The sequence below is a fragment of the Ureibacillus sp. MALMAid1270 genome (assembly GCF_049202975.1).
In the GTDB taxonomy this organism is placed as follows: Bacteria; Bacillota; Bacilli; order Bacillales_A; family Planococcaceae; genus Ureibacillus.
The window spans coordinates 1-15,653 of record NZ_JBMIRP010000019.1 but is presented as its reverse complement, the minus strand read 5'-3'; the positions used below and the strand labels follow the sequence as shown (position 1 = coordinate 15,653).

Genomic DNA, 15,653 nt, shown 5'->3' with positions numbered 1-15,653 from the left:
TGTACTTCCGTACTATGAGAGTGTCTGACTTCTTCATTTATACAGTCAACTTCGGATACCCTTATATGACTATATCCTTTCGGTTAAAATGAAGATCTCACGGGGTCATCGCACCATCCTTCCAAACATACCCAGCACCATTACTCGATAAGCTACCACAACCCGGCTGATTCTCTGAATTGTAGTCCTAATAGGGGTTTCCTGTTATTTTCGGACAGTCACCAACTTATCTAGCCGCCGTACTTCACACTTATTGCATTTGGGTCTGCTTGTCCAACTACGGGTCTCTCGATTTTCCGCATCTCCTTCAGACACCACCTCACGGTGATGCCCTAGATTAGTCTTCTTCGGTTATATCAGCATTCCGAAGGAAGGACTTTCACCTTCTAGATGATGAACCTTCTGGGATTCGGGAGTTGTTATTACCGCGGTAACATCCTCCAACCTTTAACAGTTCATCCTGTGCAGTAGTTGCACATGGTGCGACTGCCCGTCGCACAAAATAAACGCCATCAGAAATGATGACGTTTATTTTTATTATTTGGATTCATTTTCATCATCAGTATCTTCGAGTACGCTGTCCAGTACGACCGGTGGAACATCTGCGAATGTGTCTCCTTCTTCTTCTAAATCACGCATTTTATGAGCAATTCTTGAAGAAGCGCTAGCAGCAATACTTGCAACAAGGTCATCTAAAAATGTATGAACACTTTCCCCTGCTTTTGTATCTAATTTTTTTATGATCCCTATTTTTTCTTTATCTAAATGTCCATAAGTTGTTACTGCGATACTTCCATAAGTTAGAACGGAACCTAGAGCTAATGTCTCGTCAACTCCAAATAACCCCTCATCTGACTCAATGATTTGTTGCAATGGCTTTGATAGCATTTTCTTTTCGGCAAGTTCATCTAGTTCAATTCCTACTAGTATAGCATGTTGAACCTCCCGCTTTTGTAAAACACGTTGAACAGAATTGACACAATGTTCAAATTGCAAACCATCATTATACGGGTTTTGCATCTGATAAACGATTTCAGCTATATCCTCTATTTTAACACCACGACGTTCTAGTGCTTCCGTTGCAGCTAACGTAACTTCTTTTGAGTGAACACGTACTTTTTTATTATGCATACTGATTCCTCGCTTTATCTATTTAGATTGGTAGTCTGTTTTCGAAGAAATTGATTTAGCTTATAGTACACGGATATAATCCATTATGATACAATCTCAAAAACAAACGATTTTATGTAAGGAGGCCCTTATTTTGGAAAAGGGAACAATACAAGATGTAGCTTTTTTCAGTGAAGCATTACAGGAAAACATAGAATTATTAATTTATGTTCCAGCAAATTATACTCCACTCTATAAATATAACATTTTAATCGCATCAGATGGAAAAGATTATTTCCAGTTAGGTGGTATTTCAAAATTAGCTGATGAATTAATAGAGGATTATGAAATAGAAAACATAATTATTGTTGGAATTCCATATAAAAATATACATGATCGAAAAAACAAATACATTCCAACTGGAGAAAAGCACGAAGCTTATTTGCGCTTTTTAGCTCATGAACTTGTTCCATATTTAGATAAGGAATATTCAACATTACAAATGGGATCCACACGTGCACTTATTGGAGATTCTATGGCCGCAACTGTATCATTATTAGGGGTTCTGAAGTATCCTAATATTTTTAGTAAAGCGATATTACAATCACCTTATGTAGACGAACATGTTCTCTCTATTGTAAAAGAATCACAAACTCAAAGCCAACTTTCAATTTACCATGTTATTGGAAAAGAAGAGATTGAGGTTGTTACTACTGACAAAACGGTCAAAGACTTTCTAACTCCTAATAGACAACTTCATCAACTTTTAAGTGAAAAGGGCTATAAAATTTTTTATGAAGAGTTTGAAGGCAATCATACTTGGAAATATTGGAAACCAGATTTAAGAAGAGCATTAATTGAAAATTTTAAGTATTAAGAGCTATAAGTTTCTTATATTGTTTTACTTTTGTTATACTTGTTATTATTAGAATATTCATACAGGGAGGTATTGTTTAATGAAAATTGGTATTGTGGCATTCCCTTCGAAAAGATTACAGGATTTAGCGAATACGTATCGAAAACGATATGATTCACATTACTCAAAAGTAACACCTCATATAACTTTAAAAGAAGCATTTGAGGTAAATGAAGCTGATATTTCGGACGTTTCTCAAAAGATTGCAACGATTGCAACAAAATATGAACCGTTAAAGATTCATGCCTCTAGCATCAGCTCGTTCTCCCCAATAACAAATGTTATTTATTTCAAAATAGAACCAACTGAACAACTTACGAATTTGCATGATGAATTACACTCTGAGATCAATATTGGTAATCCAAGACACGTTTTTGTTCCTCATATTACCATTGCCCAAGATTTAACAGCTTCTGAACATGATGATATTTACGGACAACTACGTATGTATGGTGTTGATGAACACGATACAATCGATCGAATTCATATGTTATACCAACTAGAAGATGGGTCATGGACAACTTATGAAACATATAAGTTAACTGGAGATGAAAGTAAATAGTGTTCACAGGAAAAATTGTAGAGACAAAAGAAGAAAAAGAACGTGCTTTTTCCATCCGTAAAAAAGTTTTTGTAGAAGAACAAGGCGTTCCGGAACATTTAGAATTAGATGAACATGATGATACAGCTGTTCATTTTATCGTTCTGGATAACGAAGATGTAATCGCTGCAGCACGTATTCGCGAATACGAACCAAAAGTTGGGAAGGTTGAACGAGTATGTGTATTACCTGAATATCGCGGTAAAAGAATCGGTATTTTAATCATGAATGAGATTGAGAAATTTGCAATTGAAAATGATTATAAGAAATTAAAGTTAAATGCTCAATCATATGCCATTCCATTTTACGAAAAGTTAAAGTATACCGTAAACTCTCCCGAATTTCTTGATGCAGGAATTCCTCATCGTTCTATGGAAAAAGCATTGTAAAAAGGCAGTTGCTAACTGGGCAACTGCCTTTTCTTATTCATTTATTATTTCATCATTTTTTCTATTTTGCTAAAATCGAGCGCATTTCCATCTTTGATGATTGATTGAACGATTTTATCTTCTAGATCTCTTGTAATAGGTTTTTTAGCTAATTTACTCACGCGTTGCACAATTTTACGAACTTGTTTTTCATTCTTAAAATCTGCGTGTTGAATAGCATTAGCTAAAGCAAAGATATCTTCCATCTCTACGCCAGTTTTACTTTCAATCTGCTTAAAAAAAGGGTTTTGCATTTTCTCCCCTCCTTGCACTTCAGCCTACCAGCAAACAACAGCACCAACAATGATTAATAGGATGAATAATACGACGATTAAAACGAATGACCAGTTGTTTTTGCCGCCATGATCACAATAATCATTTCCCATATCATATGCAGGGCTTACTTGATTGCAACCACAAAAGTTATTGTTCCACATAAAAAATCCCCTCCTTTCACTTTGTATCCTATGCAAGGTACAAAATAAAAAGCGGGGTATTCGTCTAGTTTACTTTTCCTTTTGGTTTAAAAATAAATGCAGCTATAAATCCAAAAACAATAGCCGCGCTTATCCCAGAGCTTGTAACCTCAAACATTCCTGTCAAAACACCTACCCAACCATGCTTTTCAGCTTCAGCAAAGGCACCTTGTGTAAGTGAATGTCCAAAAGATGTAATAGGAATTGTCGCACCTGCTCCAGCTAAATCAGTCAATGGCTGATATAAACCAAGTCCTGAAAGTATTGAGCCAGATACAACCAATATAGATAAAGTATGACCTGGCGTTAATTTTCCAAAATCCATGATTAATTGTCCAATTAAACAAATGATTCCTCCAACCACAAATGCTATGAGAAAATCTATAAAAATCATATTAAATCACTCCATCGTTAATTCAATAGCATGTGCAGTACATGGTATCGATTCACCCTGTTGGAAAGATAGCGGGGAGAGTAGCGAACCTGTGGCACATAATAAAACGCGCTTAAATCGACCAGTTTTGAGTTGTTGAATGATATAGCTATAGTACACGGCAGCTGAGCAACCTGCACCGCTTGCTCCTGAAAGAAATGCTTGATCTTCACCATAAAACTCTGCTCCTGCATCTCTTAACAGTTGGAGTTCGTCTTGTTTAATACCAGATTGGACAAACATCGTTTTTAGGATTTGTAATCCGATTTTTCCTAGATCACCGGTCATGATTAAGTCATAGTCATGGAATTTTTGATTTCTTTGTTTTAAGTGTGTTGTTATAGTTTCAAAAGCAGCTGGAGCCATTGCACCACCCATATGGAAAGGATTCGTATCGCCATAATCGACCACTTTTCCTATTGTTGCAGCAACAACTGATGGATACTCAGGATTATGTTTTCCAACTAAAGCATATCCAGCTGCAGTTACAGTCCATTGAGCTGTTGCTGGTTTTTGCCCTCCATAATAATTTGGATAACGGAATTGTCTTTCAATGGCATTATGTTGGCTTGAAGCTCCAGCAATTGATAGTTGCGAAGCACCTAGTTCAGTTAGTAAACTTGCGACAATAATTGACGATATGGAAGTTGCACAAGCCGAAAATAACCCAATAAAAGGAATGGCAAGATCTCTAGCTGCAAAGTTAGTAGGTGTCATTTGATTGACTAAATCACCACTTAAAAAGTAATCAACATCTGTATTTTTAATATCTGCTTTCTTCATGACTGTTTCACATGCATCTAAAATCATTTTAGAATGACCTTGTTCATTCGTTTTTTGATTCCATCGCTCATCTTCCACTATCGAATCAAAATAAGAATAGAAAACACTCTTCTTTTCTAAAGGACCTGCAACAGCACCATTTGCTAATATAGATGGTTTTGTTTGAAATACGATTACCATTGCGCAACACCTATCGATACCAGAATTAATTTAATTAGAGCAACAAAAAAAGCAGAAGCAACACCAAATAAAATTACAGATCCGGCAAGTTTAAAGATGTTACCACCTATCCCAAGTACAACTCCCTCTGTTCGATGTTCTATTGCTGCAGATATTACTGCATTACCAAATCCCGTTACAGGAACCGCGCTACCTGCTCCAGCAAATTGACCCAATTTTTTATATAAACCAAATCCTGTTAATAACATAGATAAAAAAATCATAGTTGAAACTGTTGGGTTCCCGACCGTTTTTTCGGTAAAATCAAAAAAGATAATGTAAAAATAAGTGATTGCATGTCCAATTGTGCAAATAATACCGCCTACTATAAATGCTTTAATGGCATTTTTTAAATATGGTGTAGGAGGAGTAACTTTCTGCTCAAGCGTTTTGTATTGTTCTTGTTCCACTACGTTTCCTCCTTTTCTAAATCTTTTAATTTCTTTACTTCTTCCGTCACCTTTTGCTGATCTTCTTCATTTATTAGTTTGTTAGCTTCCCAATACAGTTTAAAATCCGCGGAAACTAAAACGTTATAATCCGAAAATCGTTCTTCCAATTGCTTAGTTAACTCTTCCTCAATTTTCCCTTTTTTATAGTCAAGCCAAGGTTTTGCTTGTACGGCCACTAGCAAATCATTATCTGCAAAAATTGCTGTGCCACTATAAATATCTTCATTACTATTCAGAACATCACGGACTTCTACACTTTTTTCAGCGTTATCAAAAACGTCATATACTTCAATCGTTTTCTCATTGCCTGAACAGCCTGCTAGTAATAAAGGGACGAAAAAGAAAAATGTAATTTTTTTCAAAATCCAACCCCCTTTTTTTGAATTTATTATTTGCGTTTTTAGAGAATCTATTCTTCGTGCAAACCGAACTAATTAATAAGGAGTTTGTAGCAAGGATTAAATGTATTGGAACTAACGAAAATGTAAAAATTTTTAGGCAAAAATTTAGCGCCTATGGTTAAAAGCCCTGTTTCAAGTTTGAAAACGACATATTGTAGATTGAAGCAAATATCAAGAGGGGTGATTTTAAATGGGTTGTGGTAGAAAATCAGAAAGTAGTTCTTTCCATGGGGAACATCATCATGATAACCGTGGATGTATTTGTGAAGTTGTAAAATCCATCTTAAAAATTCAAAATGCAGCAATTCGAAATGACGATGATTGTGGAACAAGTTGCTTCCTTGAACCACTTGGAGGGCTTTCACATCGTAGAAGAGGTGCTGATACACGAGTATTCATGTTACTAGATAAACTAGGAAAACCGTTCAAAGTAGTAGCTAGAAAAGGTGATGAATTCTTCTTCACACCATTCTTCAGAGTAGAGGATGTATTTGGTGATTGCTGCGCTACCTTACGTGCACTAGCTCCTATAAAAGAGCATCATTCGCCAGCACATGGTCCAGATATCGTAGACAATATCGTTGATGAAGGAACTGACAACTTAGATCCAGTTAAATTCGATGATATCAAGAGATTCAAGAAAACAGAAACTTGCGTAACTGTTGATCTTAACAACTTCACCGCTATTCAATGTGTTGCTGATGAAGACTTATTCGAATGCATGTAATTTTAAAGTGGCTAACTCTTTATAGAGTTAGTCATTTTATTTTATTTTATTTTATTTATGGAAAAAGAAATAAAAACGACAAATTCATATTTAGAATCTGTCGTTTTTATTATTTAATTCGATGTATTTGAAACCGTGATTGCTTTAATTTTATTGCCATCAATTACTATTGGCTCGTTCACTGTTTTTACTGTTACTTTATCTCCACTGATATCTTCAATTTTACCTACTACTTTTTCACCATTTTCGAGATGGAATACATAATTTCGAACACGATTATGTGGCTGAGAAAAATAATTTAATTGTCTTAAAATGACGTCATTTTCAATTTTTTCAAATTTCTCTGATCTTGAAATTTCATATACTGACGTACTTTCTTCATAGAAAGTATTGTCCTGTACTGGTGATTCTTTTACCTCCACGTAATAGAATGGAGGACTTTGAATAAAAAGTTTAGGTTGTTGTAGTTCCAATTTTGCACATCCCTTTTTTCATAAAATATGCAAAATGAATTTTTTCGTGACATTAACCTATAAAAAAGCTTTTTGTTCTTTGAAACGCAAATGTATTTTCGTTTGCAGCCTTTTTATACAGAGAGGACCTCTAACTTATTTGCGAAATTAATGTAGTTGCTAACCCTAAATAGATTAATATACTCGTAATATCATTTAACGTTGTAATAAACGGTCCTGATGCAACAGCAGGGTCTACCCCCAATTTATGGATTAATAATGGAATAAAGGACCCTGCAATGGTTGCCACAAGTATAGAGCAACATATTGCTGCACCTACAAGTAATCCGATAATAATTGAATGCTGCCAAAAATAAATAATCCCAATTACAACAATTCCACAAACGATACCCGTAATTAAACCAGTACAAATTTCTCGAATTAATAATTTAAATTTATTTTTACCATCAATTTCACCTGTAGCTATACCGCGCACGGCCACCGCTAATGCTTGTGTTCCACTATTACCAGAAGTTCCTGAAATTAATGGAATAAATAATGCAAGTAAGGCAACTTGATCTAAAGTTGCTTCAAATTGAGACATTAATGTTGCAGTCAAAGTTCCTAAAAAAAGTAACATGATTAGCCAAGGCAATCTTTTTCGAGCTGCTTTAAATGGGCTGACGTCTACATCATCCACGTCTGTAATACCAGCTAATTTTGAGTAGTCATCAGAAGCTTCTTCATCAATTACGTCAATAATATCATCGACTGTAATAATTCCGACTAATTCATTATTCTCACTTACAACGGGCAAGGCTAAAAAATTGTAGTCCTTGAATAGATGAGCTACGTCTTCCTGATCATCGGTTACTTTTACAGATACAACACGTTCTTTCATAATTTCTTTTATGATCGTATCTTCATCTGCCACAATTAAATCCCTTAGTGACAGTACCCCAGTTAGTTGATGGTTGTCATCAACTACGAAAACATAATAGATCGTTTCAGCATTTGGTGCTTCTTTTCGTAAAACAGCCATCGCTGATCGTACCGTTGAATTTTCCAAAATTGAGACATACTCTGTAGTCATAATTGCCCCAGCAGTATACTCCGCGTACGCTAGGAGCTCATTAAATTCTTCAACGGTCTCACTATCCATCATCTCTAGAAAACTATCACGCTGTTCTTCATCAAGCTCATTTAATACGTCAACGGCATCGTCCGTATTCATAAATGACAGCATATCGGCGGCATAAGCTGTATCCATTTCATTCAAATACGCTTCATATTGATCATCTTCTATTTCAAGTGCTTCGAAGATTAATGCCAGTTCTTGAGGGGACAGAAATTGATAGATCTTTTGTCGTATGTCAGGGCCCACCTTCTCATAAAATTGGGCTTGATCATACTCGTGAAGTGTAAAAAAGTTATCTCGGAACACGTCAATTCTTTCATTTATTAATGCTTGAAGCAAAAATTCATCATTTAACCTCTCTTTAACTTCATTCAGATTTTCCTTCATACTTGTCCCCTCCTTTCATTTTTTATGTCATTGCAATAATAGCATTTTAAGGCAATTTGAAGAATGAAAAAATTTTTTAACATTTTATAATATTTTTGAACAAGTTCATTTCGTTCCTAGAATGGAATGAGATGCTCAAAATTAATTTTCGAGCATCTCATTATTCATTAAATTTCTCATCGAATCAAGTATTTTACTAGAAAAACTTATTGGATTTCCCGTTAATGGATGAATCATTTCCAAATAAACACAATGAAGAGCTTGACGATTGTATAGTTTTCTATTCCCACCATATAACTCATCACCGACTAGTGGATGACCAATGTGAGACATATGTACCCGAATTTGATGTGTTCTTCCTGTATGCAATTGTAACCTTACATGTGTGACTGGATAGTCTTGACAATATCCCTTTTGCAAAACTTTAACATCTGTGTGTGCATATTGACCCTGCTCACAAACTTCTCTTTCAATAATACTCGATTCTTTTCTAGCTATTGGTGCAATAATCGATTGCTCCTGTTGACTTAAATGGCCATGAACGATTGCTTCGTATTGCTTATTTATCTGATGTTTCTTTTGTTGAATTCCCATTAGATGATGAATGTGACTATGTTTTGCAATACAAAGTAATCCTGATGTATCACGATCTAATCGAGTTACGATATGAACTGTCGATGGAATCCCTTTTTCAGCAAAATATCCACATACAATGTTTGCAATACTTCCTACAGGATGCTCTCGTGACGGTATTGTGTTAATAAAAGGTGGCTTATCAATGATTAAAAGTGCCTCATCTTCATAAACAATGTTTAGTGTGCCACTTTCAGGAATTAACCCTACGCTTACTTCTTCTAGTGGAAATATAATCGTTATTTTATCATCCTTTTTTAACTGATAACGAACCGTTTTTTCTTCACCATTCACAAGTATATTTCCACCGCGGTATTTGATTGATGTTAAACCTCGTTTCGATATTCCATGACGTTCAATTGCTGTACGTAGAAGTTCTCCTTCTTCGGACGCTTTAAATGTAATTTGAAATCTTTTATCCATGAAAACACCATTTATTCATTCGCTACAAATGATTCATGTACTCTTTCCCAAAATGGAAATGGTCTGAATCTTGCAAATCGAACTTTCTCTGTTGCTACATTAAATGAAATGGATTGTAAGTCTGTTTGAACGAGTTGAATATGATCGACTGTCATCATAAACTTCTGATCCGTAACAGGTTTTAATGTACAGTTATGGTGCGCTGGTAATACTAATGAGGACCCAACCGTACGGAATACACGATTGTTAATTGAAGCCATTTCTGTTAATTGAAATGCTTGTAAAGTTGGATGGATAATTGCTCCACCTAATGCCTTATTATAGGCTGTACTTCCAGAAGGTGTTGATAAACATAATCCATCTCCTCTGAAGCGTTCGAAATGGTTACCATTTAATTCAATGTCCATTACAAGTGTTATATCTGGTGATTTTACAGTTGATTCATTCAGAGCTAAATAGGTATTTGTATCTGAATTGTTATGATGAACTTTCACTTCTAATAGTGGGTATTCCACTACATTGAATTCTTTTTTGGCGATGGATAAAACCAGTTTTTCTAATTCTGATGGCTTCCAATCCGCATAAAATCCTAAATGTCCTGTATGAATACCAACAAAGGCAACTTTATCTAATCGGTGCGTATGACGGTGGAACGCGTGAAGTAAAGTTCCATCTCCACCAATTGAAATGACAATATCCGGTTCTTCTTCATCCAAAACTAGTCCGAAATCTTGTAAGTATCTCATTGCAAGGCTTTTTAGTTCATTTGATTGGGAGTCTCGACGTGATTGAATGGCAAATTTCAAGTTTATTCACGCTCCTTTTCCTGATTCGTTGGAATCGTTGGATTTGTCGCTTCTTTCACTTCACTAAAGTATGCTTGTGCTTCTTGGATTTCGCTACGAATCGATGACATTTCTTCATCTAATTGAAAGGCTGCTTCAGCTGCTCTTTGCAGACGATTTTTAATTTCATCTGGAAAAATGCCTTTATACTTATAATTTAGTGAATGCTCAATCGATGCCCAGAAGTTCATGGCTAATGTTCTGATTTGTATTTCAGCTAATACATTAACTTTCCCATTAATTGTTTCCACTGGATACTCAACAATCATATGATAGGATCTGTATCCACTCGGTTTTTTATGTGCAATATAATCGATCTCTTCGACTACTCGTAAATCATCTCTTTGTCTTATTAAGTTTGTAACAGTTGAGATATCATCTACAAATTGACACATAATTCGTAAACCCGCAATATCTTGCATTTCAGAGGCTAACTTCCCTGATGGCTCAAAGGGTATACCTTTTTCACGCGATTTATCATATATACTTGCTAGCGGCTTTACTCTCCCCGTAACAAATTCAATAGGTGATGTATTCCCTTGAATTCCAAATTGAGAACGCATACCTTTTAATTTTATTTTCAATTCATCAACTGCTTGTTTGTATGGGCTTAAAAATACATCCCATTGTCCCATAGAAATTCCTCCCAATATACATCAATGCATGATGATGAGGTTACAATATCCCCGGTATTAATTTCTGTAATAACTACTCTACATCCGATTTTAATATTAGTTCAAATTGACTTTCGACAGCTTGAACAAATTCGTTTCCGTAGTTATCGTTACCTTCAATATTCAGTATTAACGTTCTTAATTCATCGTTAAAATTACTTAATTCTATCAATTGTTCCCCTACTTGTAAGTATGGATTTCGTTCTGATTTAAGCAATTCGACTAATTGTGGCCAAACGTTTTGGGAAAATTTTAAATAACTATATTGATCTCCTTCGTCAATTAAATAGATAAAGGAGTAATCATCGGAATCAGCTAGTACTTGACCAGCAGGTTGAAATTGTTTTTCATCCAATAGTTCGTTTAAACTAAGGTGAAGATTGTTTTCGTTCCATTGTATTTGTTCAATTTTATATGTATTACGCATATTTAACATCCCTTCAAGCTCACTATTCACTCATATTTTAACATAGCCCAATGGAACGGGAAAAAGAATAATGGAAAATTGCTGATGTTTTTTAAAGAAAGGAACATGAAGATGAGTCAAGAAATCGAAATTGAATATAAAAATTTACTAACAAAAGAACAATACGAAATGTTACTAATAGAATTTAAAATCGATCAACAGCAGGTCAAACGCCAAACGAATCATTATTTTGATACTCCACAATGGCATTTAAGAAAATTATCTAGTGGATTAAGAATTCGTGAAACTGCATCAAAAATAGTGTGTACCTTAAAAGAAAAAACATCAGAACATACACACCTAGAAACAACCGATCGAATTACTGCAGAAGAAGCTGCTCTTATGTTAAATGGTAAGGAATTTCACGCACCATCTGTGAAGTCAAAATTACAACAATTACAAGTACCTATTCAAGAGTTAAAAGTATTTGGGACATTAACAACTGACCGTGTTGAAATACCATATGAAAATGGTTTACTTGTCCTTGACCATTCCTTCTATTTAAACAGTGACGATTATGAAGTAGAATATGAAACAAATGATGAAATTATTGGTTCAACCATTTTCAATAAATTTTTGTTAAAATATAATATAGAACAACGAAAAACGGATAAGAAAATTGCTCGATTTATGAATGCACTTCAGTCCCAGAAAGGATGATTGTCTTTGGATACAACATCAATGAGACGACTTCTAGAAATACAAGCACTTCAATCGATTGGAACTTCCAATACATATAATACGACTAGCCTTACTGGTAATAGTAATAATATATTTTCCGAACTAATGGAAGAATTAGTTCAAGATTCAACAAGTAATAATACTGAACAATTAGCTCAGTTATTAGTAAATCAATCATCTTCAAATTTAAATTCACAATATTACTTGTATGATCCCCAAAACCAATCATACATACTATCATCGTATTACGAAATACTATCTGAAGATGAAATGTTGAATGTGTCTAATGGTGATTCGACTTCAATCAATCAGCCAATTCAATCGATTATTTCAAGGGCTTCACAAACATATGGTGTTCCTGAAAAGTTAATTGAAGCAGTAATTAAACAAGAATCAAATTTTAACCCAACAGCTGTTAGTTCTGCAGGAGCTACTGGTTTAATGCAGCTCATGCCTGGGACAGCACGATATTTAGGTGTAACAGATTCTACTGATCCAGAACAAAATATTATGGGGGGTACAAAATATTTAAGCGAAATGCTCCAACAATTTGATGATAATATTGAGTTAGCTTTAGCGGCATATAATGCGGGACCAGGAAATGTAAAAAAATATAATGGCGTTCCTCCCTTTAAAGAAACGATAAATTATGTACAAAACGTCGTAAATTATTATCGAACTTAATTTGTCTAATTAGATTTACCTTACTTGTAAGCTCTTTATGATGCTATTTGTTTGAGAAAAAAAGTATAGGTTGTTAGAATGTATATAACACTTCACCAAAACATTTTATGAAGTAACAGAATGTTCCATTTATGCATTATCTTTTTCATAAAAGAAAGAAGGAGTAACACCTATGAATCGAAAATATCCGATTCCTTACGAGGAACTTGGTCCTGAAAAACTAAAAGAGCTAATATACGCTTTTTATAGACGTGTCGATAAGCATCCTTTGTTACGTCCATTGTTTCCAGAAGATTTATCAGAAACTGCACGTAAGCAAATTCAGTTTCAGACCCAGTACCTAGGTGGGCCTAATCTATATACAGAAGAACATGGCCATCCAATGATGAAGGCACGTCACTTGCCATTCCCCATTACGCAAGACCATGCTCAAGCTTGGCTTGAATGTATGAGTGAGGCAATGGATGAAGTCGGTCTTGAAGGAAAATTTAGAGAGATTTATTTCAAAAGACTTACTTTAACTGCCCATCATATGGTCAATACACCAATCGACGATAAGGAGGAATTTTAGTGAATGATATCCAATTATTATCTGAACCTATTACACCTCCACAGATTACAAAGCCAATAGAATTATATATTTTTATTGACCCTTTTTGCCCAAAGTCATCAAAAATGCAAACCATTCTAAGAAAACTACAAATCGAATATGATCATTACTTTACTTGGCGAATAGTTATTAGTACGAATCTTTCTACTCTAAATTACAACAGTCGCCGTACAAAAGGCTGCTTTTCAGGAGCTGAACTAGATATTTCACACCCAGCGTTACCTTCCATCGCGATTAAAGCAGCTGAGCTTCAAGGGAAGCGAGCAGCATTTCGCTACCTTCAAAAAATTCAAGAACATATCTGTTTAAAAACGAAAAATGTTCAATCATTCTCAGCTCTGATCGAAATTGCTAAAGAATGTAACTTGGATGTTAAAGAATTTACAGCTGATTTTGGTTCAAAAGAAACTACACATGCTTTTCAGTGCGATTTACACATAACTCGAGAAATGGAAATCGATGAAGTACCAAGCATTGTATTTTTCAACGAATGCATTGAAGATGAGGGACTTAAAGTAAGTGGACTTTACGTATATGACGTCTATGTTCAAATTTTAAAAGAATTATTAAATGAAGAACATCTTGTTCGTAGTCCACTTCCATCTTTTGAAGAACTCTTTAGCCGTTTTCATACAATGTCAACAGAAGAAGTAGCAGATATATACTCAATATCACACAATGAGGCAGAACGCGAATTAAAAAAGCGTATGTTACTGCAACAAATTGAATGTTTACGTAATGATGACATTACGCTATGGCGTACGAAATTATAAAATCATAAATTCATAGATTCATATAAAAGTAGCTCCTGTTATCTGGGGCTACTTTTTTATTTATTTTAATTAGTGTGAATTTTATTTTAGCGAGTCTGATTTTTATTTTAGCGAGTCGCGTGGTAGTCTCGATATGTTTGGGTATTAATATTTAACAGGGAATAAATAAAAAGAGACTCCATTATTCTGAATAATAATGGAGTCTCTTACACAAAGGGGATGGGAGAAATGTTCACGTTCAAACAAAGGGGTGTATGTTTGTTATGTGATTTATTTCACGTATTAAATTTAACATAGATTTATAGCCTTTCGCAATAAAACGACAATTATTTCACAAATTCGTCAAATAGAAAGCGATTTCATCAGATGTTTATTGGTAACTTAGCAATTTTTGTCGAATTACGAGGGTGAAAATCAGTTCTGTTTACTTGCAATTAATGCGAATTTCCTTTATGAGTGTGTGAGGTACGATTGTTTGTAAGCGAATCTTGTGAAATTGGCTTGCAGGTGGGAATGAAGGTCACTTCTGATGGGTATTCAGGGGGAACTGGTCTTCATGGGGTCGATGAAGGTCAATTTTGGCGGGATTCTGAGGGAACTGGTTTTCAGGTGGGAATGAAGGTCACTTCTGATGGGTATTCAGGGGGAACTGGTCTTCATGGGCAAGATGAAGACCAGTTCTGGCGGTAAATCTGGGGAAACCGGTCTTCATGAGCGCGATGAAGACCACTTCTGGCGGGAAATCTGGGGAAACTGGTCTTCAGGAGCAAGATGAAGACCACTTCTGGCTTAATTTCTGATGAAACCGTTCTTCATGAGCGCTATGAAGACCACTTCTGGCTTAATTTCTGATGAAACCGGTCTTCATGAGCAAGATGAAGACCACTTCTGGATTAATTTCTGATGAAACTGGTCCTCATGTGCGCGATGAAGACCACTTCTGGCGGGAAATCTGGGGAAATTGGTCTTCATGAGCAAGATGAAGACCACTTCTGGCGGGATATCTTCGGAAACCGTCCTTCATAAGCCCGATGAAAGACACTTCTGATGAAATTCCAAACCAAACCGTCCTTCATAAGCCCGATGAAGACCATTTTCGGCCCTATTTCTGTTGAAACCGGTCTCATTTGGCCGATGATACCATTTCTGACCTACAACTATGGAAACAACATAAAAAAGGCTACAGAATACCTCTGTAGCCTCAGAGTGTCGACAAACTAATTTTCGAGCAGAAAATTAGTTTGTTCTGACGCTCTTTTTATATTTTTAAAAGAGTTTTTTAATCTGGTATACCTCGACAAATACTGATATTAAAGGTTTTTTTAGATTGTAACTTAATTT

The 15,653-nt window shown here is 35.2% G+C and carries 21 protein-coding genes; 8 read left to right on the top strand and 13 right to left on the bottom strand.

Features of this window, described 5'->3' with window-relative positions; all coding sequences use genetic code 11:
• Positions 1 to 537: 537 nt before the first annotated feature.
• Positions 538 to 1,131 (bottom strand): phosphatidylglycerophosphatase A, encoded by a 594-nt coding sequence (locus ACOQFO_RS01435; RefSeq protein WP_421687937.1) that lies wholly within the window; start codon positions 1,129 to 1,131, stop codon positions 538 to 540.
• Between the two features lie 133 nt (positions 1,132 to 1,264).
• Between ACOQFO_RS01435 and ACOQFO_RS01430 the strand changes: the two genes are divergently transcribed.
• From ACOQFO_RS01430 to ACOQFO_RS01420, 3 genes are all read left to right on the top strand, one after another.
• Positions 1,265 to 1,987, top strand: coding sequence for an alpha/beta hydrolase (locus ACOQFO_RS01430; RefSeq protein WP_421687936.1), 723 nt, complete (start codon positions 1,265 to 1,267; stop codon positions 1,985 to 1,987).
• A 79-nt stretch (positions 1,988 to 2,066) separates the two neighbouring features.
• Complete coding sequence (locus tag ACOQFO_RS01425; RefSeq protein ID WP_421687935.1) at positions 2,067 to 2,588, top strand: YjcG family protein; 522 nt, start codon at positions 2,067 to 2,069, stop codon at positions 2,586 to 2,588.
• Positions 2,588 to 3,016 (top strand): GNAT family N-acetyltransferase, encoded by a 429-nt coding sequence (locus tag ACOQFO_RS01420; protein ID WP_421687934.1) that lies wholly within the window; start codon positions 2,588 to 2,590, stop codon positions 3,014 to 3,016. Before ACOQFO_RS01425 ends, ACOQFO_RS01420 begins: the two co-directional genes overlap by 1 nt.
• A gap of 44 nt (positions 3,017 to 3,060) precedes the next feature.
• Here ACOQFO_RS01420 and ACOQFO_RS01415 read toward each other — a convergent pair whose 3' ends face one another.
• The 6 genes from ACOQFO_RS01415 to ACOQFO_RS01390 form a co-directional block, all read right to left on the bottom strand.
• Positions 3,061 to 3,309: a stage VI sporulation protein F gene (locus ACOQFO_RS01415; protein ID WP_421687933.1), complete on the bottom strand. Its 249-nt coding sequence runs from the start codon at positions 3,307 to 3,309 to the stop codon at positions 3,061 to 3,063.
• Positions 3,310 to 3,333: 24 nt separating this feature from the next.
• The gene (locus ACOQFO_RS01410; protein WP_421687932.1) at positions 3,334 to 3,492 is read right to left on the bottom strand and encodes a YjcZ family sporulation protein; all 159 of its coding nucleotides are present in this window, start codon (positions 3,490 to 3,492) and stop codon (positions 3,334 to 3,336) included.
• 64 nt (positions 3,493 to 3,556) lie between these two features.
• Positions 3,557 to 3,925 carry a stage V sporulation protein AE gene (gene spoVAE, locus ACOQFO_RS01405; RefSeq protein WP_421687931.1) on the bottom strand — a complete coding sequence of 123 codons (369 nt, stop codon included), beginning with the start codon at positions 3,923 to 3,925 and terminating at the stop codon, positions 3,557 to 3,559.
• A 6-nt stretch (positions 3,926 to 3,931) separates the two neighbouring features.
• Positions 3,932 to 4,927 (bottom strand): stage V sporulation protein AD, encoded by a 996-nt coding sequence (locus ACOQFO_RS01400; protein WP_421687930.1) that lies wholly within the window; start codon positions 4,925 to 4,927, stop codon positions 3,932 to 3,934.
• Positions 4,921 to 5,376, bottom strand: coding sequence for a stage V sporulation protein AC (spoVAC, locus tag ACOQFO_RS01395; protein ID WP_421687929.1), 456 nt, complete (start codon positions 5,374 to 5,376; stop codon positions 4,921 to 4,923). Before spoVAC ends, ACOQFO_RS01400 begins: the two co-directional genes overlap by 7 nt.
• Positions 5,376 to 5,780 carry a lipoprotein gene (locus ACOQFO_RS01390; protein WP_421687928.1) on the bottom strand — a complete coding sequence of 135 codons (405 nt, stop codon included), beginning with the start codon at positions 5,778 to 5,780 and terminating at the stop codon, positions 5,376 to 5,378. Before ACOQFO_RS01390 ends, spoVAC begins: the two co-directional genes overlap by 1 nt.
• Positions 5,781 to 6,009: 229 nt before the next feature.
• Between ACOQFO_RS01390 and ACOQFO_RS01385 the strand changes: the two genes are divergently transcribed.
• Positions 6,010 to 6,546, top strand: a complete 537-nt coding sequence (locus ACOQFO_RS01385) for a CotY/CotZ family spore coat protein (RefSeq protein WP_421687927.1) — start codon at positions 6,010 to 6,012, stop codon at positions 6,544 to 6,546.
• A 113-nt stretch (positions 6,547 to 6,659) separates the two neighbouring features.
• On the opposite strand, the gene ACOQFO_RS01380 is transcribed toward ACOQFO_RS01385, so the two are convergent.
• The 6 genes from ACOQFO_RS01380 to ACOQFO_RS01355 form a co-directional block, all read right to left on the bottom strand.
• Positions 6,660 to 7,019, bottom strand: coding sequence for a 4-diphosphocytidyl-2C-methyl-D-erythritol kinase (locus tag ACOQFO_RS01380; RefSeq protein WP_421687926.1), 360 nt, complete (start codon positions 7,017 to 7,019; stop codon positions 6,660 to 6,662).
• Between the two features lie 130 nt (positions 7,020 to 7,149).
• A complete protein-coding gene (mgtE, locus tag ACOQFO_RS01375; protein WP_421687925.1) occupies positions 7,150 to 8,523 on the bottom strand; it encodes a magnesium transporter in 1,374 nt (457 codons plus the stop codon).
• A gap of 141 nt (positions 8,524 to 8,664) precedes the next feature.
• Positions 8,665 to 9,579, bottom strand: a complete 915-nt coding sequence (locus ACOQFO_RS01370; RefSeq protein WP_421687924.1) for an RluA family pseudouridine synthase — start codon at positions 9,577 to 9,579, stop codon at positions 8,665 to 8,667.
• Between the two features lie 11 nt (positions 9,580 to 9,590).
• A complete protein-coding gene (locus tag ACOQFO_RS01365) occupies positions 9,591 to 10,385 on the bottom strand; it encodes an NAD kinase (protein ID WP_421687923.1) in 795 nt (264 codons plus the stop codon).
• A gap of 2 nt (positions 10,386 to 10,387) precedes the next feature.
• Positions 10,388 to 11,059, bottom strand: coding sequence for a GTP pyrophosphokinase (locus ACOQFO_RS01360; RefSeq protein ID WP_421687922.1), 672 nt, complete (start codon positions 11,057 to 11,059; stop codon positions 10,388 to 10,390).
• A gap of 73 nt (positions 11,060 to 11,132) precedes the next feature.
• On the bottom strand, positions 11,133 to 11,525 hold the full coding sequence (locus ACOQFO_RS01355) for a hypothetical protein (protein WP_421687921.1): 393 nt from the start codon (positions 11,523 to 11,525) through the stop codon (positions 11,133 to 11,135).
• A gap of 111 nt (positions 11,526 to 11,636) precedes the next feature.
• On the opposite strand from ACOQFO_RS01355, the gene ACOQFO_RS01350 reads away from it, so the two are divergent.
• From ACOQFO_RS01350 to ACOQFO_RS01335, 4 genes are all read left to right on the top strand, one after another.
• Positions 11,637 to 12,224: a CYTH domain-containing protein gene (locus ACOQFO_RS01350; RefSeq protein ID WP_421687920.1), complete on the top strand. Its 588-nt coding sequence runs from the start codon at positions 11,637 to 11,639 to the stop codon at positions 12,222 to 12,224.
• 6 nt (positions 12,225 to 12,230) lie between these two features.
• The gene (locus ACOQFO_RS01345) at positions 12,231 to 12,929 is read left to right on the top strand and encodes a lytic transglycosylase domain-containing protein (protein ID WP_421687919.1); all 699 of its coding nucleotides are present in this window, start codon (positions 12,231 to 12,233) and stop codon (positions 12,927 to 12,929) included.
• A 172-nt stretch (positions 12,930 to 13,101) separates the two neighbouring features.
• Positions 13,102 to 13,500, top strand: coding sequence for a globin (locus ACOQFO_RS01340; RefSeq protein ID WP_421687918.1), 399 nt, complete (start codon positions 13,102 to 13,104; stop codon positions 13,498 to 13,500).
• Positions 13,500 to 14,312 (top strand): DsbA family protein, encoded by an 813-nt coding sequence (locus ACOQFO_RS01335; RefSeq protein WP_421687917.1) that lies wholly within the window; start codon positions 13,500 to 13,502, stop codon positions 14,310 to 14,312. Before ACOQFO_RS01340 ends, ACOQFO_RS01335 begins: the two co-directional genes overlap by 1 nt.
• Positions 14,313 to 15,653 lie beyond the last annotated feature (1,341 nt).